The following is a 14,813-nucleotide window of genomic DNA, read 5'->3' as shown; positions in this document are numbered from 1 at the left end:
GCTCAGCGGGCGCCGGTCCAGTTGTGGGCGACGTCCAGGACGATCTTGTCGGTGATCACCTGCACGCGGAACGGGAGCCGCGCCCGGACTCCGAGCCCGATGAGCGTCTCTCCTTCGAAGCTGCCGGCGAACCGGGTGTCCCGGAAGGTGCGGTAGCCGGTGAGGTCGACCCCCGGCAGGGGCTTGTTCACGCGGCCCGGGTAGGTGGGAGCACCGGTCTCGGGGTCGTAGGCGGGCGCGGCCACCCGGACCTCGAGAACGGCACCACCGCCGACGGATATCGGACGGCCGGAGCCGTCCTGGTACAGCTGTTTCACGTAGCGGACCGAGTAGCCGAGTCCGGCCCGGCCCGCGCCGGGGAGGTCGACGACCATCCGGTCGAAGCAGGTGTGGCGGCCGGTCCTGACGTTCTTCACGGGCGTCGTGGTGGAGGTCGACCGGACCTCGGGCAGACTGCCCCAGCCGGTCGGACACACCGTGGTCTGCGCGGTGGCGGCCGAGGCGGTGGCGGCGGGCAGCGCCGGCACCCCCAGGGCGGCTGTCATCGCGAGGGCAACCCAGGATGTTCTGATTCTTCGCATTGCGTCCCCCGACGTGTGCGTGGTTCTGATATCAGGGGAGACAGCCGTCTTGGGTGAATGGTTGCGGTAGATCCCGAATCCAGCGTGGGCGCCTCCCGGCCGGGCCGCCACCGGAGTCCGGGCCGATGAATGCTCCACTCCGGATCGGGTACGCGGCCCGCACGACCGCCGCCTCTACCAGGGGACCTGTGATGGAGACTCCCGAGAACCGCTACACCGCCACCCCGGCCCGTAAGGCGCTGGACGCCCTGGCCGACAACCACGAGGACATCGACGCGCTGGACACGCTCGCCGGGAGCGACGTGCTGGTGCCCGTCCCGGACGACGCGAACGAGGAGGACGCGACCGACCCGGCCGCCGTCGCCCTGCCCGTGCTGGAGCAGCCGGACGGCGACCCCGTCGTTCCGGTGTTCACCTCGGAGCCCGCGATGGCCGAGCTGTTGCCCTTCGTCGGCCGCTACCGCCTGGTGCCGCTGGGCGCGCTTGCCGCGCAGTGGCCCGCGGACGAGCTGTCCCTGACCATCGACGCGGGCTCCCCGCACCCCCTCACGCTCACCTCCGAGGGCGTGCGCACGCTGCTGGCCAGGCCCTGAGCCGGGCCGGGACGGACCCGGCCACCAAGCGTCGGAAGGGGAGCGGCCGGGCCTCCCGGCGATGCTTCGCGCAAGGGCCGAGTGGCACCGACTCCGCTCGGCCCGCGCGGCCACGATCGCCGACCTCATGACGATAGGACCACGTGGGGTCCGCGTCGCTCCGACTTGCGCGGCGGCTGTCCGCAAAACGCGGCCGATCAGGTAGGAGGTACGCGCGTCCGCGCGGCGCTCCTCCAGCCGTACGCGGCGGATCGGTCCGCCGGTTCGCAGCGCCTCAGCGCGACGCGCGTAGCCCATCCACGCGGCGCATGCGGCCGATCAGCGCGGCGCGCGCAGTGTCTGCGACGGCGACTCCCCGAACCGCTCCCGGTAGCGCCGCGCGAACCGGCCGAGATGGGCGAAGCCCCACTGGTACGCCACGTCCGCCACGGTCGTCGACCCCGGCGCGGACGCTCTGAGCTGGCCGTGGACGCGTTCCAGCCGCACTTCACTGACGTACGCCATCGGCGGCACCCCGACATGCTTGTGGAACGCCTCCTGCAGCGTGCGCACACTCACCTGCGCGATGGCGGCGAGCCGGGCGGCGTCGTACGGCTCGGCGGGCAGCTCCTGTACCGCGTCCATGACCCGTTTCACCGCGGCCGGCCGCATCGGTGGCGGCGGGCCCTCCAGCTCCGCCCGGTAGGAGTGCCCCGCGGCGAGCAACAGGCCTTCGAGGAGGGTCTGTTCGAGCCGGCCGCGGATCAGGGGGCGGTGCAGCAGTCCGTACGAGACGTCCTTGTCCAGGAGGAACCACCGCACGAGCCCGGCCCAGCTGCGGCCGGCTCCCCGGGTGACGTCGATGAACGGCTCGAAGAGCGGCGGGTGCCGCACCGGTCTGCCCAACAGGCTTTCCAGGCTGTGCAGTACGGCCTCTTTGTCGATCTTCACGGTCAGTGAGTGGCAGTCCGGCGACCACTCGTCGATGCGGATGTCGTACCCGGGATCGAACAGGACGGCCCGCTGTGCGGTGGCGAACAGGTCCTCGCCGCCGCCCTGTTGGACTCCGAAACCGCCGAGCAGCGGCACGGCCACGTGGTAGACGTCCGGTTCGCCGAAGCTCATCCGCATGCCGGTGCCGAAACTGACGTCACCGACGACGAGGGCGCCGAGGTCGACGACGCTGAGTCTGGTGCGGAACTCCCTTGCGGGGCCCGTCACTTCGAGGCGGAGGTCGTAGTAGTGGGCCGCTATCGCCTCGTGGCTCTCCTCCACTGAGCGCGTCGAGTACGTGATGAACTCGGCGCCACCGTCGTCGTCCACGGCCAAGGCGGTCACTCCCGGTCCCTCCACAGGACTTTTTGGGAGTGATGATGCCCCGGCGGTCGTGATCTCGAACGACCCGCCGGGCCGCGGATCATGAGGGGAGCATGCGGGCGAGCACGCCCCGCTGGAGCGGCAGCACCTCGGCGTGCAGTTCGCGGCCTTTGGCGGTGAGAGTGACGCGGACTCCGCGCCGGTCCTCTCTGCAGGCCGTGCGCCTCACCAGTCCGTCCTTTTCCAGCCGCCCGATCAGCCGGGACAAGGCGCTCTGGCTCAGATGCACCCGCCCGGCGAGGTTCTGCACCCGGTAGTGCTCCGCCTCCTCGGGCGCGGCGGTGGCGAGGATTTCGAGCACCTCGAAATCGCTCGCCCCGAGCCCGTGCGGGTGCAGTACGCGATCTAGTTCGCAAATAGTTCGCGCATGCACCGAAAGGATCTCCCGCCACTTCTCTTCGAGAGCGGCCCCCGATATCCCTGTTGCCATGAGGGCACGGTAACACCACCCTTCAGAGTGGTTGCCTGTGCAACTAGTGCATGTGCAATCGGAACCTGTGCGTCAGCTCTCGGTGTCCTGCACGAGACCGATCAGGTTCCCTTCCGCGTCCTTGAGCGAGGCGATCAGACGGCCGCCGCCCACGTCCTGTACGTCCTGCAACGATTCTGCGCCAGCCTCGAGCAGAGCGGAACGCGTCACGCGGATGTCGTCGACGTGCCAGTAGGGGACCGGTCCCGTCATGCCCTTGGCGTGGCCGTTGGGGTCGAGGCCGACGTCCTGTCCGGCGTCCTTGTACCCGACGTAGTACGGCTCGTCCGCGTACGGCTCGGTGCCGAGCAGCGCGCCGAACACGGCCTTCGCCCGGGCGAGGTCCTTCACAGGGTAGATGATCGTCTGAACACCGGCGGTCATGGCGTACTCCTCGAGAGGTCTGGTCCGACGCGTCTTCGTCGGTGCTCTCACGCTAGGCCGGAGGGCCGAACCGGGGCTTCTTCAAAACTGACCGCTTGCTCCATCGGTGATCGCCGCCGTGACGCGAGAGCGCGCGCCCGGCCGGACAGCCGGGCGCGCGCTCTCGCGGCGGAGGAGGCCGGTCAGGTCGACTCGCGCTTGACCAGCTCGGTGGGGAGGATGACGGCGGCCGGGTCCTCGCCCCCGATCTGCGCCAGCAGCACCCGGACCATCTCGGTGCTGATCCGGTCCCAGGGCTGGCGGATGGTGGTCAGCTCGGGACGGGCGGCCAGGGCCGCGGGGGAGTCGTCGAAGCCGCCGACCGCCACGTCCTGCGGCACCCGGCGCCCGGCCCGCTCCAGGGCCGTCAGCACACCCTGCGCCATCAGGTCGGAGGCGACGAACACGGCGTCCATGTCCGGCGCCTGCGCGAGCAGCCGCTCGGCGCCCTCCTCGCCGCTGGCCCGGCTGTAGTCGCCGGAGACGATCAGCCGGTCGTCGATCTCCACGCCCGCCTCGGCGAGCACCTCCTTGTAGCCGGCCAGGCGCTCCACGCCGCCGGGGGTGTCCAGCGGGCCGGTGACCACACCGATCCGGCGGCGGCCGATCGACAGCAGGTGGCGCACCATGTCCCGGGCGCCGTCCCGGTCGTCCGCCGCCACGTAACTCACCTTGGAGGCCAGGCCGATCGGCTTGCCGCAGGCCACCAGCGGCACCCCGGCCTCCCGCAACCGCTCGGCGACCGGGTCACCGGAGTGGCTGGAGACCAGCAGTACCCCGTCCACGTGGCCCGCGGTGATGTAGCGCGTTATGCGCCGCCGTTCGTCCTCGGTGCCCGCCAGCATCAGCAGCAGCGGGATGTCGTGCGCCGCCAGCGCCTGGGTACAACCACGCAGCAGGACATTGAAGTTGGGGTCCTCGAAGAACCGCTCCTGCGGCTCGGTCAGCAGGAAGCCGACCGAGTCGGAGCGGCCGGTGATCAGCGAACGGGCATGCCGGTTGACGACGTAACCCGTCTTGCGGATCGCGGCGTTGACCGCTTCCGCGGCCGCGGGGCTGACGTAGTGCCCGCCGTTGAGCACGCGCGAGACGGTGCCCCGCGAGACCCCGGCCTCGCGGGCCACGTCATGGATCGTCGGCGGTCTGCGCCGGCCCCCCGTGTTGCTCATGGTCATGACTTTACGGCCCCGGACAGCAGATCGAGAGACCAGAAACGCTGGATGACCAGGAACAGCGCGACCAGCGGGAACACCGCGAGGAAGGCTCCGGTGATCACCAGCGTGTACAGCGCCGGGGTGTTGGCACCCTGCTCCAGGAGCGTGTACAGGCCGAGCGTGATCGGGAACCTCTCGTCGTCGCTGAGCATGATGTACGGCAGCAGGAAATTGTTCCAGATCGCCACGAACTGGAACAGGAACACAGTGACCATGCCGGGCACCATCATCGGCAGCGCGACCCGGGTGAAGATCCGCCACTCACTCGCGCCGTCCATGCGCCCGGCCTCGACCACATCGGCGGGCACGGCGGCGGCCGCGTAGATGCGGGCCAGGTAGACGCCGTACGGCGAGAGGATCTGCGGCAGCAGCACGGACCAGTAGGAGTCCGTGAGGTCGGCCTCGGCCAGCAGCAGGTACTGCGGGATGGCGAGGATGACCGGCGGCATCAGCACGCCCGCCAGGAGGATGTTGAAGAAGGTCTCCCGGCCGCGGAAGCGGTAGATCGCGAGCGCGTAGCCGCTGAACGCCGAGACGCACGTCGACAGCAGGGCACCGAGACCGGCGTACAGGGCGGAGTTGCCCATCCACCGCCAGTAGACGCCGTCCCGGTAGGCGTTCAGCTCCGAGAGGTTGTCGGTGAAGCCCGTCCCCGGCAGGAAGGTGAAGGTGGAGAACAGCTCGCTGCCGGACTTGGTGGAGGCGATCACCACCCAGGCCACGGGCAGCAGCGTGTAGAGCGCGCCGATCAGCAGCGTGATCGTCGGCAGCAGCGCGATCCGACTGCGCCAGGGGGGTCCCTGGGCGGTGCCGGGCGTGGTGCCTGCCGCCGGCTCGGCCTTGCGGACGGCAAGAGAACTCATCGTGCTGCCTCCTGCTTCTGACGACGGTTCGCGGCCCGCAGGAAGCCGAAGGACAGCAGCAGCGTGGCGAGGGCGATGATCACGGCCTGGGCGGCGGCCGCGTAGATGTCACCTCTGCCGAAGGCGTCCTGGTACACCTTCATCAGCGGACTCCAGGTCGTGGACACGGAGTTGGTGAGCGGTTTGAGGGTGGTCGGCTCGTTGAACACCTGGAGCGTGGCGATGATCGAGAAGAAGAAGGTCAGCACCAGCGAGGGCGCCACCATCGGGATCTTGATCCTCAGGGCGATCTGCAGCGGGGTGGCGCCGTCCAGCTTCGCCGCCTCGTACACCTCGGCCGGGATCGCCTGCAACGAGGTGTAGATGACGATCATGTTGAAGCCGGTGCCGCCCCACACCGCGATGTTGGACAGGGCGAGATAGAGCGGACCGCCGTCCAGCAGGTCCGGCTGCGGCAGGCCGAGCCTGTCCAGTACGAAGTAGAAGGGGCTGACGTCCGGCAGGTACAGAAAGCCCCACAGCAACGCCGCCACCACACCGGGAATGGCGTACGGCAGGAAGATCGCGAGCCGGGTGAAGGGGGCGAGCCTGACCTTGTCGGAGTCGAGCATCAGCGCGAACAGCAGGGCGAGGCCGAGCATGAGCGGGACCACGATGCAGCCGTAGCCGAGCACGCGCAGCGCGCCGTCGACCAGCTCGCTGTCGGAGAGAGCGTCGGTGTAGTTCTCCAGGCCGGCCCAGACCTCGGTGCGGGCACCGGAGCCGAGACCGAGCCCGGAGACCTTCACCTTGCGGAAGCTGAGCCAGATCGCGTAGCCGATGGGCAGCGCGAAGAAGAGCAGGAACAGGAGCGTCGCGGGAATGAGGAAGGCGTACGGGGCCCCCTTGACCCCGTACGACCTCCGGCGTGCGGGGGTTGTCACTCCGCGACCTCGAAGCCCTGCTTCTTCATGTCGGCGACCGTGTCGTCCTGCATCGTGTTCAGGGCGGCGACGAAGTCCGACTTGTCCTTGGCGGCCTTGCCGAACGCGTCCTTGAAGGTCGTGTAGGCGACGTTCACGTTCGGGCCCCAGGCGGACGGGGCGGTGCTCTTGGCTATCTCGGCGGCCTGGGTGTAGAAGTCGGCCTGGTTCGAGAAGTACTCCGGCGGGTTGGCGAAGGCGCCGGAGGTCTGGGCGTTGGTGGCGGCCGGGTAGATGCCGCTCTCCTTGGCGAGCGCCTGCAGGGCCGCGTCGTCGGTGTTCAGCCAGGCGGCGAACTTCGCGGCGGCGGCCTGGTGCGCGGAGTCGGTGGTGACGGCGGTGGAGGAGCCGCCCCAGCTGCCGGTGGTGTTCTCGCCCTCGGACCACTGGGGGAGCGGTGCCATGGCCCACTTGCCCTTGGTGTCGGGCGCGGCGGTGGTCAGCGTGCCGGGGGCCCACACGGCGGAGACCCAGGCGATCTGCTTGCCGGTGTTGAGCGCCTTGTTCCAAGCCGGCGTGTACATCGGCTGGTTGTCGATGGCGCCCTCCTTGACGAGGTCACCCCAGAACGTGGCGACCTTCTGGGTCGCCGCGTCGTTGATGCCGACCTTCCACTGCTCTCCCTCGGTGGTCCACCACTGGGCGCCGGCCTGCTGGGCGAGACCCGCGAAGAGTCCGGAGTCGTTGGCGGAGAACGTGGTCAGGTCCGTCTCCGGGGAGGCCTTCTTCAGCTTTCGGGCCGTCTCGGCGAACTCGTCCCAGGTCTTCGGGACATCGAGCTCGTACTTCTTGAACAGGTCCTCGCGGTAGTAGAACATCATCGGGCCGATGTCCTGCGGGACCGCGTAGACGGCGTCCGTGCCCAGCGTGGTCTGCTGCCACACACCGTCGGCGAACTTGCTCTTCGCGTCGCCGGTCTCCTTCGAGATGTCCGCCAGCGCGTCATTGCTGACCAGGGTGGGCAGTGCCTGGTACTCGGCCTGGACCAGGTCGGGGGCCTTGCCCGCCTTGTGCGCGGTGAGGATCTTGGTGACCAGCGTGTCGCCGGACGCCTGCTTCTTCACCGTGACCTTGATCTGGTCCTTCTTGCCCGGCCCGTTGTTCCACAGGTCCACGACCTTGTCCATGCCGGGCGTCCAGGTCCAGTACGTCAGCGAGACCGGACCGGACTCGGCCTCGGTGTCGTCGTCGGACGAGCCACAAGCGGCGAGGGCGGTGGCGCCGAGGGCCACGGCGATCGTGGATGCCACAAGGCGCCGACGCTTGATGTTGGGCATGGATCTCTCCCCTGACCTGGGGTCCTCGCCCGTCGCGAGGACCTGCCATGCTTCTGTGAGCGTTCACAGTAGAGAAACATCCCGGACACTTGTCAATGGTTGTTGCTGTGCGGTTATGTTGGGCTCGCACCACCGAAGATGTGTGTGCACGTTCCCAAATGATCGATTACCCGGGAGAGATTCCATGCCGGAGACCACCCCCAAGGGCCTCGCCAGGCTCGCCTTCGGTGGGGACTACAACCCCGAGCAATGGCCGGAAGACGTCTGGCACGAGGACGTCCGGCTCATGCGGGAGGCGGGCGTCACGATGGTGAGCGCCGGGATCTTCTCCTGGGCGCTGCTGGAGCCCTCACGAGGGGTCTACGACTTCGGCTGGCTCGACCGCCTGCTGGACCTGCTGCACGACAACGGCATCCGTGTCGACCTCGGCACCCCCACCGTCGTCCCGCCGGTCTGGTTCTACCGCGAGCACCCCGACGCCCTGCCGGTCACCGCCGACGGCGTCCGCCTCGAGTTCGGCTCACGCGGCGCCATCTGTCACAGCAACTCCGACTACCGTGCCGCCGCCGCGAACATCACCACGAAGCTCGCCGGCCGCTACGCCGACCATCCCGCCCTGGCGATGTGGCACGTGCACAACGAGTACGGCGTCCCCGTCTCCGCCTGTTACTGCGAGTCCTGCGCCGCCCACTTCCGCCGCTGGCTGCGGACGGCGTACGGCAGTGTCGACGCGGTCAACGAGGCCTGGGGCACCGCCTTCTGGGGCCAGCGCTACACGGACTTCGAGCAGATCAACCCGCCGCGTACCACCCCTACCGTCGGCAACCCGGCCCAGGCGCTGGACTACCGGCGCTTCGCCGATGCCACCATGCGCGAGAACTTCGTGAGGGAACGCGACATCCTGCACCGCCTGACCCCCGGCGTCCCGGTCACGACCAACTTCATGACCGCCCTGAGCCAGTGCGACTCCGTCGACTACTGGGCCTGGGGCCGCGAGGTCGACATCGTCACCAACGACCACTACCTGATCACCGACGGCCGCCGCACCCATGTCAACCTCGCCATGGCCGCCGACCTGACCCGCTCGGTGGCCGGGGGAGCGCCCTGGATCCTGCTGGAGCACTCCACCTCGGGCGTCAACTGGCAGCCCCGCAACCCCGCCAAGGCCCCTGGCCAGATGGCTCGCAACTCCCTCGCCCACGTGGCACGCGGCTCCGAGGGCGCCATGTTCTTCCAGTGGCGCCAGTCCCGCCGCGGCGCCGAGAAGTTCCACTCGGCGATGGTCCCGCACGGCGGCACCGACACCCGCGTGTGGCGCGAGGTCGTCGAGCTCGGCGCGTCCCTCGACTCGCTGAGCCGGATCCGCGGCACCCGCACTCAGGCCGATGTGGCCGTGCTGTGGGACTGGCACTCCTGGTGGGCGCAGAACCTCGACTGGCGGCCCAGCGAGGACCACGACCCGCGTGAGCGCGCGGACGCCTTCTACGAGGCCCTCTACGACCGCCACCTCACCGTCGACTTCGCCCACCCCGAGGCCGACCTGTCGGGCTACCCCCTGGTCGTCGTCCCCGCCCTCTACCTGATGACGGAGGCGGCCGGGAACAACCTCAAGGAGTACGTCGAGAACGGCGGAACCGTCGTCGTGTCGTACTTCTCCGGCATCGTCGACGAACACGACGCCGTGCACGAGGGCGCCTACCCCGGCGCCCTGCGCGAGGTCCTCGGTCTGACCGTCGAGGAGTTCTCCCCGCTGTTGCGGGGTGACACCGTCCGCGTCACCGGACCCGACGGCTCCGAGCTGACCGGCGATGTGTGGACCGAGTTCGTGGTGCCCGGCGAGGCCGAGACGGTGTGGACGTACGCCGACGGACTCACCGCGGGCCACCCCGCGGTCACCCGGCACCGGCTCGGCGAGGGCACCGCCTGGTACGTGTCGACCCGCCTCGACCCGCACGGCCTGGACGCCCTGCTCGGCTGGGCCGCCGAGGACGCCCGGATCGCGCCGCGCGCCGACCTGCCGCACGACGTCGAAGTGGTGCGCCGGGCCGGCGAGTCGGGCACCTACCTCTTCGCGATCAACCACAGCCCGTCCGACGCCAAGGTGCCGCTGGAGGCGTCCGGCACCGAACTGCTCACGGGTGAACGAGCCGCGGGCCGCCTGGAAGTGCCCGCGGGGGCCGTCCGGGTCGTACGGCTCGACGGCTGAAACGAGTGGCGGGCCGCGAGGTGCTCGCAGGTGCCGTCCCGGTCGTACCGCTCGACGGCTGAACGAGCGTCGGGCCGTGACGGGCCCGCGGGGCCGTCCCGGTCGCACGGCTCGACGACTCCGTGAGCCGCCGACTGATTCGAGCGGCGGGGAGAGCCGCTCGAGTTCCACGCCGAACTGCCCGCGAGAGCCGTCAGGGTCCTGCCACTCCGACGGCTGACATCGACTCCCCTTCGCCCGCGCGTGCCACGAGAGCCGTGGGCGGAGGGGGCCCCTCGGAGCCTGTGCCACACAGGCTCGTACCGGCCGCTCGGCGAGGGGCACCCCATCCCCATTCATGTCGAAGGGACGACGGACGAAGATGTTCCATCCCAGACGCACCCTCAGGGCCCTGCTGCTGCCGCTCGCCGCCGGGCTCGCCCTCACCGCCCTGCCCGCGCAGACCGCTCAGGCCGCCAGCACCCTCACCAACGGCGGTTTCGAGTCCGACGGCGCGGGCTCCGCCACCCCGGCCGGCTGGTCCGAGTACGGTTCCACCGGCGCCTCGTTCAGCGAGGCCGGCGGGCACGGGGGCAGCTACCGGCTGAGCCACTGGGCCTCCGCCGCCTACAAGGTGGAGACGTACCAGTACCTTTCCGGGCTCACGAACGGCAACTACAAGCTCACCGCCTGGGTCCGATCGGGCGGCGGGCAGAACTCCGCCTACATATCCCTGAAGAACTGCGGCGGTGCCGAGCAGCGCACCGACCTGCCGGTCTCCGCCAGCGGGTGGATACGGATCGTCGTGCCGGTCAGCGTCACCAACAGCCAGTGCACGATCAGCGTCTACAGTGACGCCAACGCGGGCAACTGGATCAACGTCGACGACCTGACCTTCGCGTCCGGCACCGGCGGTACGACGATCAAGGGCTCCGACGTCTCCTCCATCGCCAAGAGCGAGGCCTACGGCGGGACTTACAAAACCAGTTCCGGCACGACCGCCGACCCGCTCGCCGTGCTCAGGTCCGCCGGACAGAACTACGCCCGCCTGAAGGTCTGGGTGAACCCGGCCGACGGCTACAACAACAAGGCCCGCGTCCTCGCCATGGCCAAACGGATCAAGGCGCAGGGCATGAAGCTGCTGGTCGACTTCCACTACTCCGACATCTGGGCCGACCCGGGTGCCCAGGCCAAGCCGGCCGCGTGGGCGGGCCACACCTACAGCCAGCTGAAGACCGACGTGTACAACCACACGTACGACGTCCTCAACGCGCTGAAGGCACAGGGGACGACGGCCGACATGGTCCAGGTGGGCAACGAGATCAACGGCGGCATGCTGTGGTCCGAGGGGTCCACCGACAACTGGTCGCAGCTGGCCGGGCTGCTCAACTCCGGCTACAACGCGGTCAAGGCGGTCAACTCCTCCACCTCCGTGGCGCTGCATCTCGCCAAGGGCGGTGACCTGTCCGGCACCCGCTGGTGGTTCGACAGCGCGGTCGCCAACGGCGTGAAGTTCGACGTCATCGGCCTGTCGTACTACGGCTACTGGCACGGCACGCTCCACGACTTCCAGACCACCCTGGACGACGCGGCCTCCCGTTACGGCAAGCCGGTCTTCGTCGCCGAGACGGCCTACCCCTTCCGTCTGGACAGCGAGGACTCGCACGAGAACATCATCGACCTCGACAGCGAGCTGGTCTCCGGCTACCCGGCCACCACGGCGGGCCAGACGCGGTGGATGAACGACATCGCGAGCATCGTCGAGGCCGTCCCGAACGGCCGTGGACTCGGTGTCTTCTACTGGGAGTCGACCTGGACCGCGGTCACCGGCAACGGCTGGGACCCGACCGACGCCTCCTCCGGTAACGGCTGGGAGAACCAGGCCCTGTTCGGCTACGACGACAAGGCCCTCCCGGCGATGGCGTGGTTCCGCCACCGGTAGGCCGACCCCGCCTGTGACACAGGGTCCGGCCGCACGAGGTGCGGCCGGACCCGTGCTCGTTCAGGCGCAACAAGTACTGCCCTGCTGCTTGGCCAGTACGTCCGCGTCGGCCTTGACGACATAGACCTCCCAGGGTTCCTGACCGGGGCCATGGACCCAGACCTTGTCCTGGAGGGCGTAACAGCAGGTGGTGTCGGTCTCCTCGGCCGTGGCCAGGCCCGCCTCGCTCAACCGGGCGGTGGCGGCGTGCACGGCCTCGGTCGACTCGACCTCCACGCCGAGATGGTCCATGCGGGTGGCCTCGCCCGCCACCCCCTCGATCAGGACGAGCTTCAGCGGGGGCTCACTGACGGCGAAGTTGGCGTAGCCGTCGCGGAGTTTGGCGGGTTCGGTGCCGAAGAGCCTGCTGTAGAAGGCGACGGACGCGGCGAGGTCGGGAACGCGGAGTGCGAGCTGTACCCGAGATGACATGGCGAACCTCCTTGATTGGGTGGGGAGTTCAGCAGCCGCCGGAGGATGTGGCCGGGGCTCCGGCGCCGATCTGGAGGGTGGTCGGAGCGGCGCAGCAGCCGTCCCCGGACTGCTCGGCGTTCTCCGGCTCGTCGAAGAGGCCCGCGCCGCCGCATACGCCGGTCTCCGGCAGGGTGAGTTCGACGCGTCCGGCGGCCTCCTGGTCGCCGGCGAGGGCGGCGGCGATGGAGCGGACCTGCTCGTAGCCGGTCATGGCGAGGAACGTGGGGGCGCGGCCGTAGGACTTCATGCCCACCAGGTGGATGTCCCGCTCCGGGTGCGAGAGCTCCCTCACGCCGTGCGGATAGACGGTGCCGCAGGAGTGGACGTTGGGGTCGATGAGCGGGGCGAGCGCGGTCGGGGCCTGGAGGCGTTCGTCGAGGCCGAGGCGGATCTCGGAGAGGAAGGACAGGTCCGGGCGCAGGCCGGTCAGTACGACGACCTGGTCGACCGGGTCGAGGCGACGGCCGTCCGCGGAGACGAGTACGAGCTGGTCGCCCTCGCGCTCCACGGCCTGGATGCGGAAGCCGGTGACCGCGCCGACGTGGCCGGCCTCGACGGCCGCCTTGGCGCGCAGGCCGAGCGCGCCGCGTGCGGGGAGCTGGTCGGCCTCGCCGCCGCCGTACGTCGAGCCCGTGATCCCCCGGCGCAGGATCCACAGCGCGTGCGTCCCTTCCTCCTCCTCGGCCAGGTCGGCGAGAAGGGCGAGGGCGGTGAAGGCGGAGGCACCGGAGCCGACGACGGCGGTGCGCCTGCCCGCGTAACGGGAGCGCACGGACGGGTCCTTGAGATCGGGGACGCGGTGGGTGATGCGGTCGGCGGCGGCCTTCTCGCCGAGCGCGGGCAGGCCGTCGGCGCCCATCGGCCCGGGGGTGGACCAGGTGCCGGAGGCGTCGAGGACGGCGCGGGCGGTGATTCTCTCCTCGCGGCCGTCGCCGAGCCGGACATGAACGCTGAAGGGCTGACCCTCACGGCCGGAGTCGACCATGCGGTCGCGGCCCGCGCGGGCGACGCCGGTGACGGTGGTGCCGTAGCGGATCCTGTCACCCAGGGCGTCGGCGAGCGGCTGGAGGTACCGCTCGGCCCAGTCGCCGCCGGTGGGGTACGCGGCCCCGTCGGGGCGGACCCAGCCGGTGGGGGCGAGGAGCTTCTCGGCGGCCGGGTCGGTGACCTCGGCCCAGGGGGAGAACAGCCGCACGTGCGCCCAGTCGCGGACGGCCGTGCCGGCGGACGGTCCGGCCTCCAGGACCAGCGGTTCGAGACCGCGCTGTACGAGATGGGCGGCGGCGGCCAGGCCGACGGGACCTGCTCCGATGATCACGACGGGCGGTTGGCCGGTGGTGGGCGCGCTCACGGGACTCCCCTTTGTTTCGACGTTCGTCGATGTCTTGTGGGGCCAGCATGGCACCTGATTAGATAATCGTCAACATAGACATCTATCGAAGTGGCGCCCCTGGGTGCATTGCTTCGATGTGTGTCAACATAGACGCATGTCGAACATGAAGGTGCTGCCGCTCCTGGAGCCCGCAGTGTCCGCGAACCCGGAGCCGTGCTGCCCGCCGCTCACCGAGCGCCCGTTCACCGCCGACGAGGCCGAGACGGCCGCGCGGATGTTCAAGGCGCTCGGCGACCCCGTGCGACTGCGCCTGTTCTCGCTCGTCGCCTCGCACGAGGGCGGCGAGGCGTGCGTGTGCGACATCTCCGACGTGGGCGTCTCGCAGCCGACCGTCAGCCACCATCTGAAGAAGCTGAAGGAGGCCGGTCTGCTCACCTCCGAGCGGCGCGGCACCTGGGTCTACTACCGCGTCGAGCCGTCCGTGCTGGCCGCGATGGGCAGGCTGCTGACCAGCGCACCTGCACCGGCCTGACCGTCACCCTCCCCAGAAAGGCGCCCCGTGCCCAGCTCTGCCGCCGCGTCCCGTGTGACCGTCGCGCCCATGGTGGGCGCGCACGCCGACGCCGTCCTGGCCATCTACCAGTCAGGCATCGACGAGGGCGACGCCACGTTCGAGACCGCCGCACCGACGTGGGAGGCGTTCGACGCCGCGAAGCTGCCCGAGCACCGCTTCGTCGCCCTCGACGAGGGTGGGACGGTGATCGGTTGGGTCGCCGCCTCGGCGGTCTCGGACCGCTGCGCCTACACCGGTGTCGTGGAGCACTCCGTGTACGTGGACCCCGGCGCCCGGGGGCGCGGGGTGGCCTCCACGCTGCTCGAGGCGCTGATCGACTCCACGGAGGCCGCCGGTGTCTGGACCGTCCAGTCCGGGATCTTCCCTGAGAACACCGCCAGCCTCGTACTGCACCAGCGCCACGGGTTCCGGGTCATCGGCACCCGGGAACGCATCGGCCGCCATCACGGTCGCTGGCGCGACGTCGTCCTGGTCGAGCGCCGCAGCCCCGTCGTCGGCTGAACGCCGCCGAGCGCGGGCGGACGTACG

15 protein-coding genes are annotated in these 14,813 nt (G+C 70.0%); 5 read left to right on the top strand and 10 right to left on the bottom strand.

All coding sequences use genetic code 11. The features are described from left to right. Positions 1-2: 2 nt before the first annotated feature. The gene (locus ACWDRW_RS32530; RefSeq protein ID WP_451729552.1) at positions 3-581 is read right to left on the bottom strand and encodes an AMIN-like domain-containing (lipo)protein; all 579 of its coding nucleotides are present in this window, start codon (positions 579-581) and stop codon (positions 3-5) included. 191 nt (positions 582-772) lie between these two features. On the opposite strand from ACWDRW_RS32530, the gene ACWDRW_RS32525 reads away from it, so the two are divergent. Further along, on the top strand, positions 773-1,174 hold the full coding sequence (locus ACWDRW_RS32525; RefSeq protein ID WP_451729550.1) for an SseB family protein: 402 nt from the start codon (positions 773-775) through the stop codon (positions 1,172-1,174). A 318-nt stretch (positions 1,175-1,492) separates the two neighbouring features. On the opposite strand, the gene ACWDRW_RS32520 is transcribed toward ACWDRW_RS32525, so the two are convergent. From ACWDRW_RS32520 to ACWDRW_RS32490, 7 genes are all read right to left on the bottom strand, one after another. Then, positions 1,493-2,491, bottom strand: coding sequence for an AraC family transcriptional regulator (locus ACWDRW_RS32520; RefSeq protein WP_451729547.1), 999 nt, complete (start codon positions 2,489-2,491; stop codon positions 1,493-1,495). Positions 2,492-2,570: 79 nt separating this feature from the next. After that, positions 2,571-2,960 (bottom strand): MarR family winged helix-turn-helix transcriptional regulator, encoded by a 390-nt coding sequence (locus ACWDRW_RS32515; protein ID WP_451729544.1) that lies wholly within the window; start codon positions 2,958-2,960, stop codon positions 2,571-2,573. 72 nt (positions 2,961-3,032) lie between these two features. Further along, positions 3,033-3,383, bottom strand: a complete 351-nt coding sequence (locus ACWDRW_RS32510; RefSeq protein WP_451729542.1) for a VOC family protein — start codon at positions 3,381-3,383, stop codon at positions 3,033-3,035. Between the two features lie 182 nt (positions 3,384-3,565). Then, a complete protein-coding gene (locus tag ACWDRW_RS32505; protein WP_451729539.1) occupies positions 3,566-4,597 on the bottom strand; it encodes a LacI family DNA-binding transcriptional regulator in 1,032 nt (343 codons plus the stop codon). Beyond that, positions 4,594-5,499, bottom strand: coding sequence for a carbohydrate ABC transporter permease (locus ACWDRW_RS32500; protein WP_451729536.1), 906 nt, complete (start codon positions 5,497-5,499; stop codon positions 4,594-4,596). Before ACWDRW_RS32500 ends, ACWDRW_RS32505 begins: the two co-directional genes overlap by 4 nt. Then, a complete protein-coding gene (locus tag ACWDRW_RS32495; protein WP_451729534.1) occupies positions 5,496-6,422 on the bottom strand; it encodes a carbohydrate ABC transporter permease in 927 nt (308 codons plus the stop codon). The genes ACWDRW_RS32500 and ACWDRW_RS32495 overlap by 4 nt, the downstream gene beginning before the upstream one ends. Next, complete coding sequence (locus ACWDRW_RS32490) at positions 6,419-7,738, bottom strand: ABC transporter substrate-binding protein (RefSeq protein WP_451729531.1); 1,320 nt, start codon at positions 7,736-7,738, stop codon at positions 6,419-6,421. The genes ACWDRW_RS32495 and ACWDRW_RS32490 overlap by 4 nt, the downstream gene beginning before the upstream one ends. Positions 7,739-7,922: 184 nt before the next feature. On the opposite strand from ACWDRW_RS32490, the gene ACWDRW_RS32485 reads away from it, so the two are divergent. Both ACWDRW_RS32485 and ACWDRW_RS32480 read left to right on the top strand, forming a co-directional pair. Continuing rightward, on the top strand, positions 7,923-9,944 hold the full coding sequence (locus tag ACWDRW_RS32485) for a beta-galactosidase (protein WP_451729528.1): 2,022 nt from the start codon (positions 7,923-7,925) through the stop codon (positions 9,942-9,944). 361 nt (positions 9,945-10,305) lie between these two features. Continuing rightward, positions 10,306-11,865 carry a glycoside hydrolase family 53 protein gene (locus tag ACWDRW_RS32480; RefSeq protein WP_451729526.1) on the top strand — a complete coding sequence of 520 codons (1,560 nt, stop codon included), beginning with the start codon at positions 10,306-10,308 and terminating at the stop codon, positions 11,863-11,865. A 60-nt stretch (positions 11,866-11,925) separates the two neighbouring features. Here ACWDRW_RS32480 and ACWDRW_RS32475 read toward each other — a convergent pair whose 3' ends face one another. Together ACWDRW_RS32475 and ACWDRW_RS32470 are read right to left on the bottom strand one after the other, a co-directional pair. Continuing rightward, positions 11,926-12,336 carry an ArsI/CadI family heavy metal resistance metalloenzyme gene (locus ACWDRW_RS32475; RefSeq protein WP_451729523.1) on the bottom strand — a complete coding sequence of 137 codons (411 nt, stop codon included), beginning with the start codon at positions 12,334-12,336 and terminating at the stop codon, positions 11,926-11,928. 28 nt (positions 12,337-12,364) lie between these two features. Beyond that, entirely contained in the window at positions 12,365-13,729 is a 1,365-nt protein-coding gene (locus tag ACWDRW_RS32470; protein ID WP_451729520.1) for an FAD-dependent oxidoreductase, read from the bottom strand. A gap of 136 nt (positions 13,730-13,865) precedes the next feature. Between ACWDRW_RS32470 and ACWDRW_RS32465 the strand changes: the two genes are divergently transcribed. Further along, positions 13,866-14,243, top strand: a complete 378-nt coding sequence (locus tag ACWDRW_RS32465; RefSeq protein ID WP_451729517.1) for an ArsR/SmtB family transcription factor — start codon at positions 13,866-13,868, stop codon at positions 14,241-14,243. A 69-nt stretch (positions 14,244-14,312) separates the two neighbouring features. Next, the gene (locus ACWDRW_RS32460) at positions 14,313-14,786 is read left to right on the top strand and encodes an N-acetyltransferase family protein (protein WP_451729514.1); all 474 of its coding nucleotides are present in this window, start codon (positions 14,313-14,315) and stop codon (positions 14,784-14,786) included. Positions 14,787-14,813 lie beyond the last annotated feature (27 nt).

It is taken from the genome of Streptomyces sp. NPDC003635, assembly GCF_053587635.1.
This window is presented reverse-complemented; position numbering and strand designations above follow the sequence as displayed.

Excerpts from the sequence above, each read along its gene's own strand:
- ACWDRW_RS32500 (WP_451729536.1), bottom strand. The coding sequence starts at position 5,499 with ATGAGTTCTCTTGCCGTCCGCAAGGCCGAGCCGGCGGCAGGCACCACG.
- ACWDRW_RS32490 (WP_451729531.1), bottom strand. The coding sequence starts at position 7,738 with ATGCCCAACATCAAGCGTCGGCGCCTTGTGGCATCCACGATCGCCGTG.
- ACWDRW_RS32465 (WP_451729517.1), top strand. The coding sequence starts at position 13,866 with ATGTCGAACATGAAGGTGCTGCCGCTCCTGGAGCCCGCAGTGTCCGCG.
- ACWDRW_RS32525 (WP_451729550.1), top strand. The coding sequence starts at position 773 with ATGGAGACTCCCGAGAACCGCTACACCGCCACCCCGGCCCGTAAGGCG.
- ACWDRW_RS32530 (WP_451729552.1), bottom strand. The coding sequence starts at position 581 with ATGCGAAGAATCAGAACATCCTGGGTTGCCCTCGCGATGACAGCCGCC.
- ACWDRW_RS32505 (WP_451729539.1), bottom strand. The coding sequence starts at position 4,597 with ATGACCATGAGCAACACGGGGGGCCGGCGCAGACCGCCGACGATCCAT.
- ACWDRW_RS32460 (WP_451729514.1), top strand. The coding sequence starts at position 14,313 with ATGGTGGGCGCGCACGCCGACGCCGTCCTGGCCATCTACCAGTCAGGC.
- ACWDRW_RS32515 (WP_451729544.1), bottom strand. The coding sequence starts at position 2,960 with ATGGCAACAGGGATATCGGGGGCCGCTCTCGAAGAGAAGTGGCGGGAG.
- ACWDRW_RS32510 (WP_451729542.1), bottom strand. The coding sequence starts at position 3,383 with ATGACCGCCGGTGTTCAGACGATCATCTACCCTGTGAAGGACCTCGCC.
- ACWDRW_RS32480 (WP_451729526.1), top strand. The coding sequence starts at position 10,306 with ATGTTCCATCCCAGACGCACCCTCAGGGCCCTGCTGCTGCCGCTCGCC.
- ACWDRW_RS32475 (WP_451729523.1), bottom strand. The coding sequence starts at position 12,336 with ATGTCATCTCGGGTACAGCTCGCACTCCGCGTTCCCGACCTCGCCGCG.
- ACWDRW_RS32485 (WP_451729528.1), top strand. The coding sequence starts at position 7,923 with ATGCCGGAGACCACCCCCAAGGGCCTCGCCAGGCTCGCCTTCGGTGGG.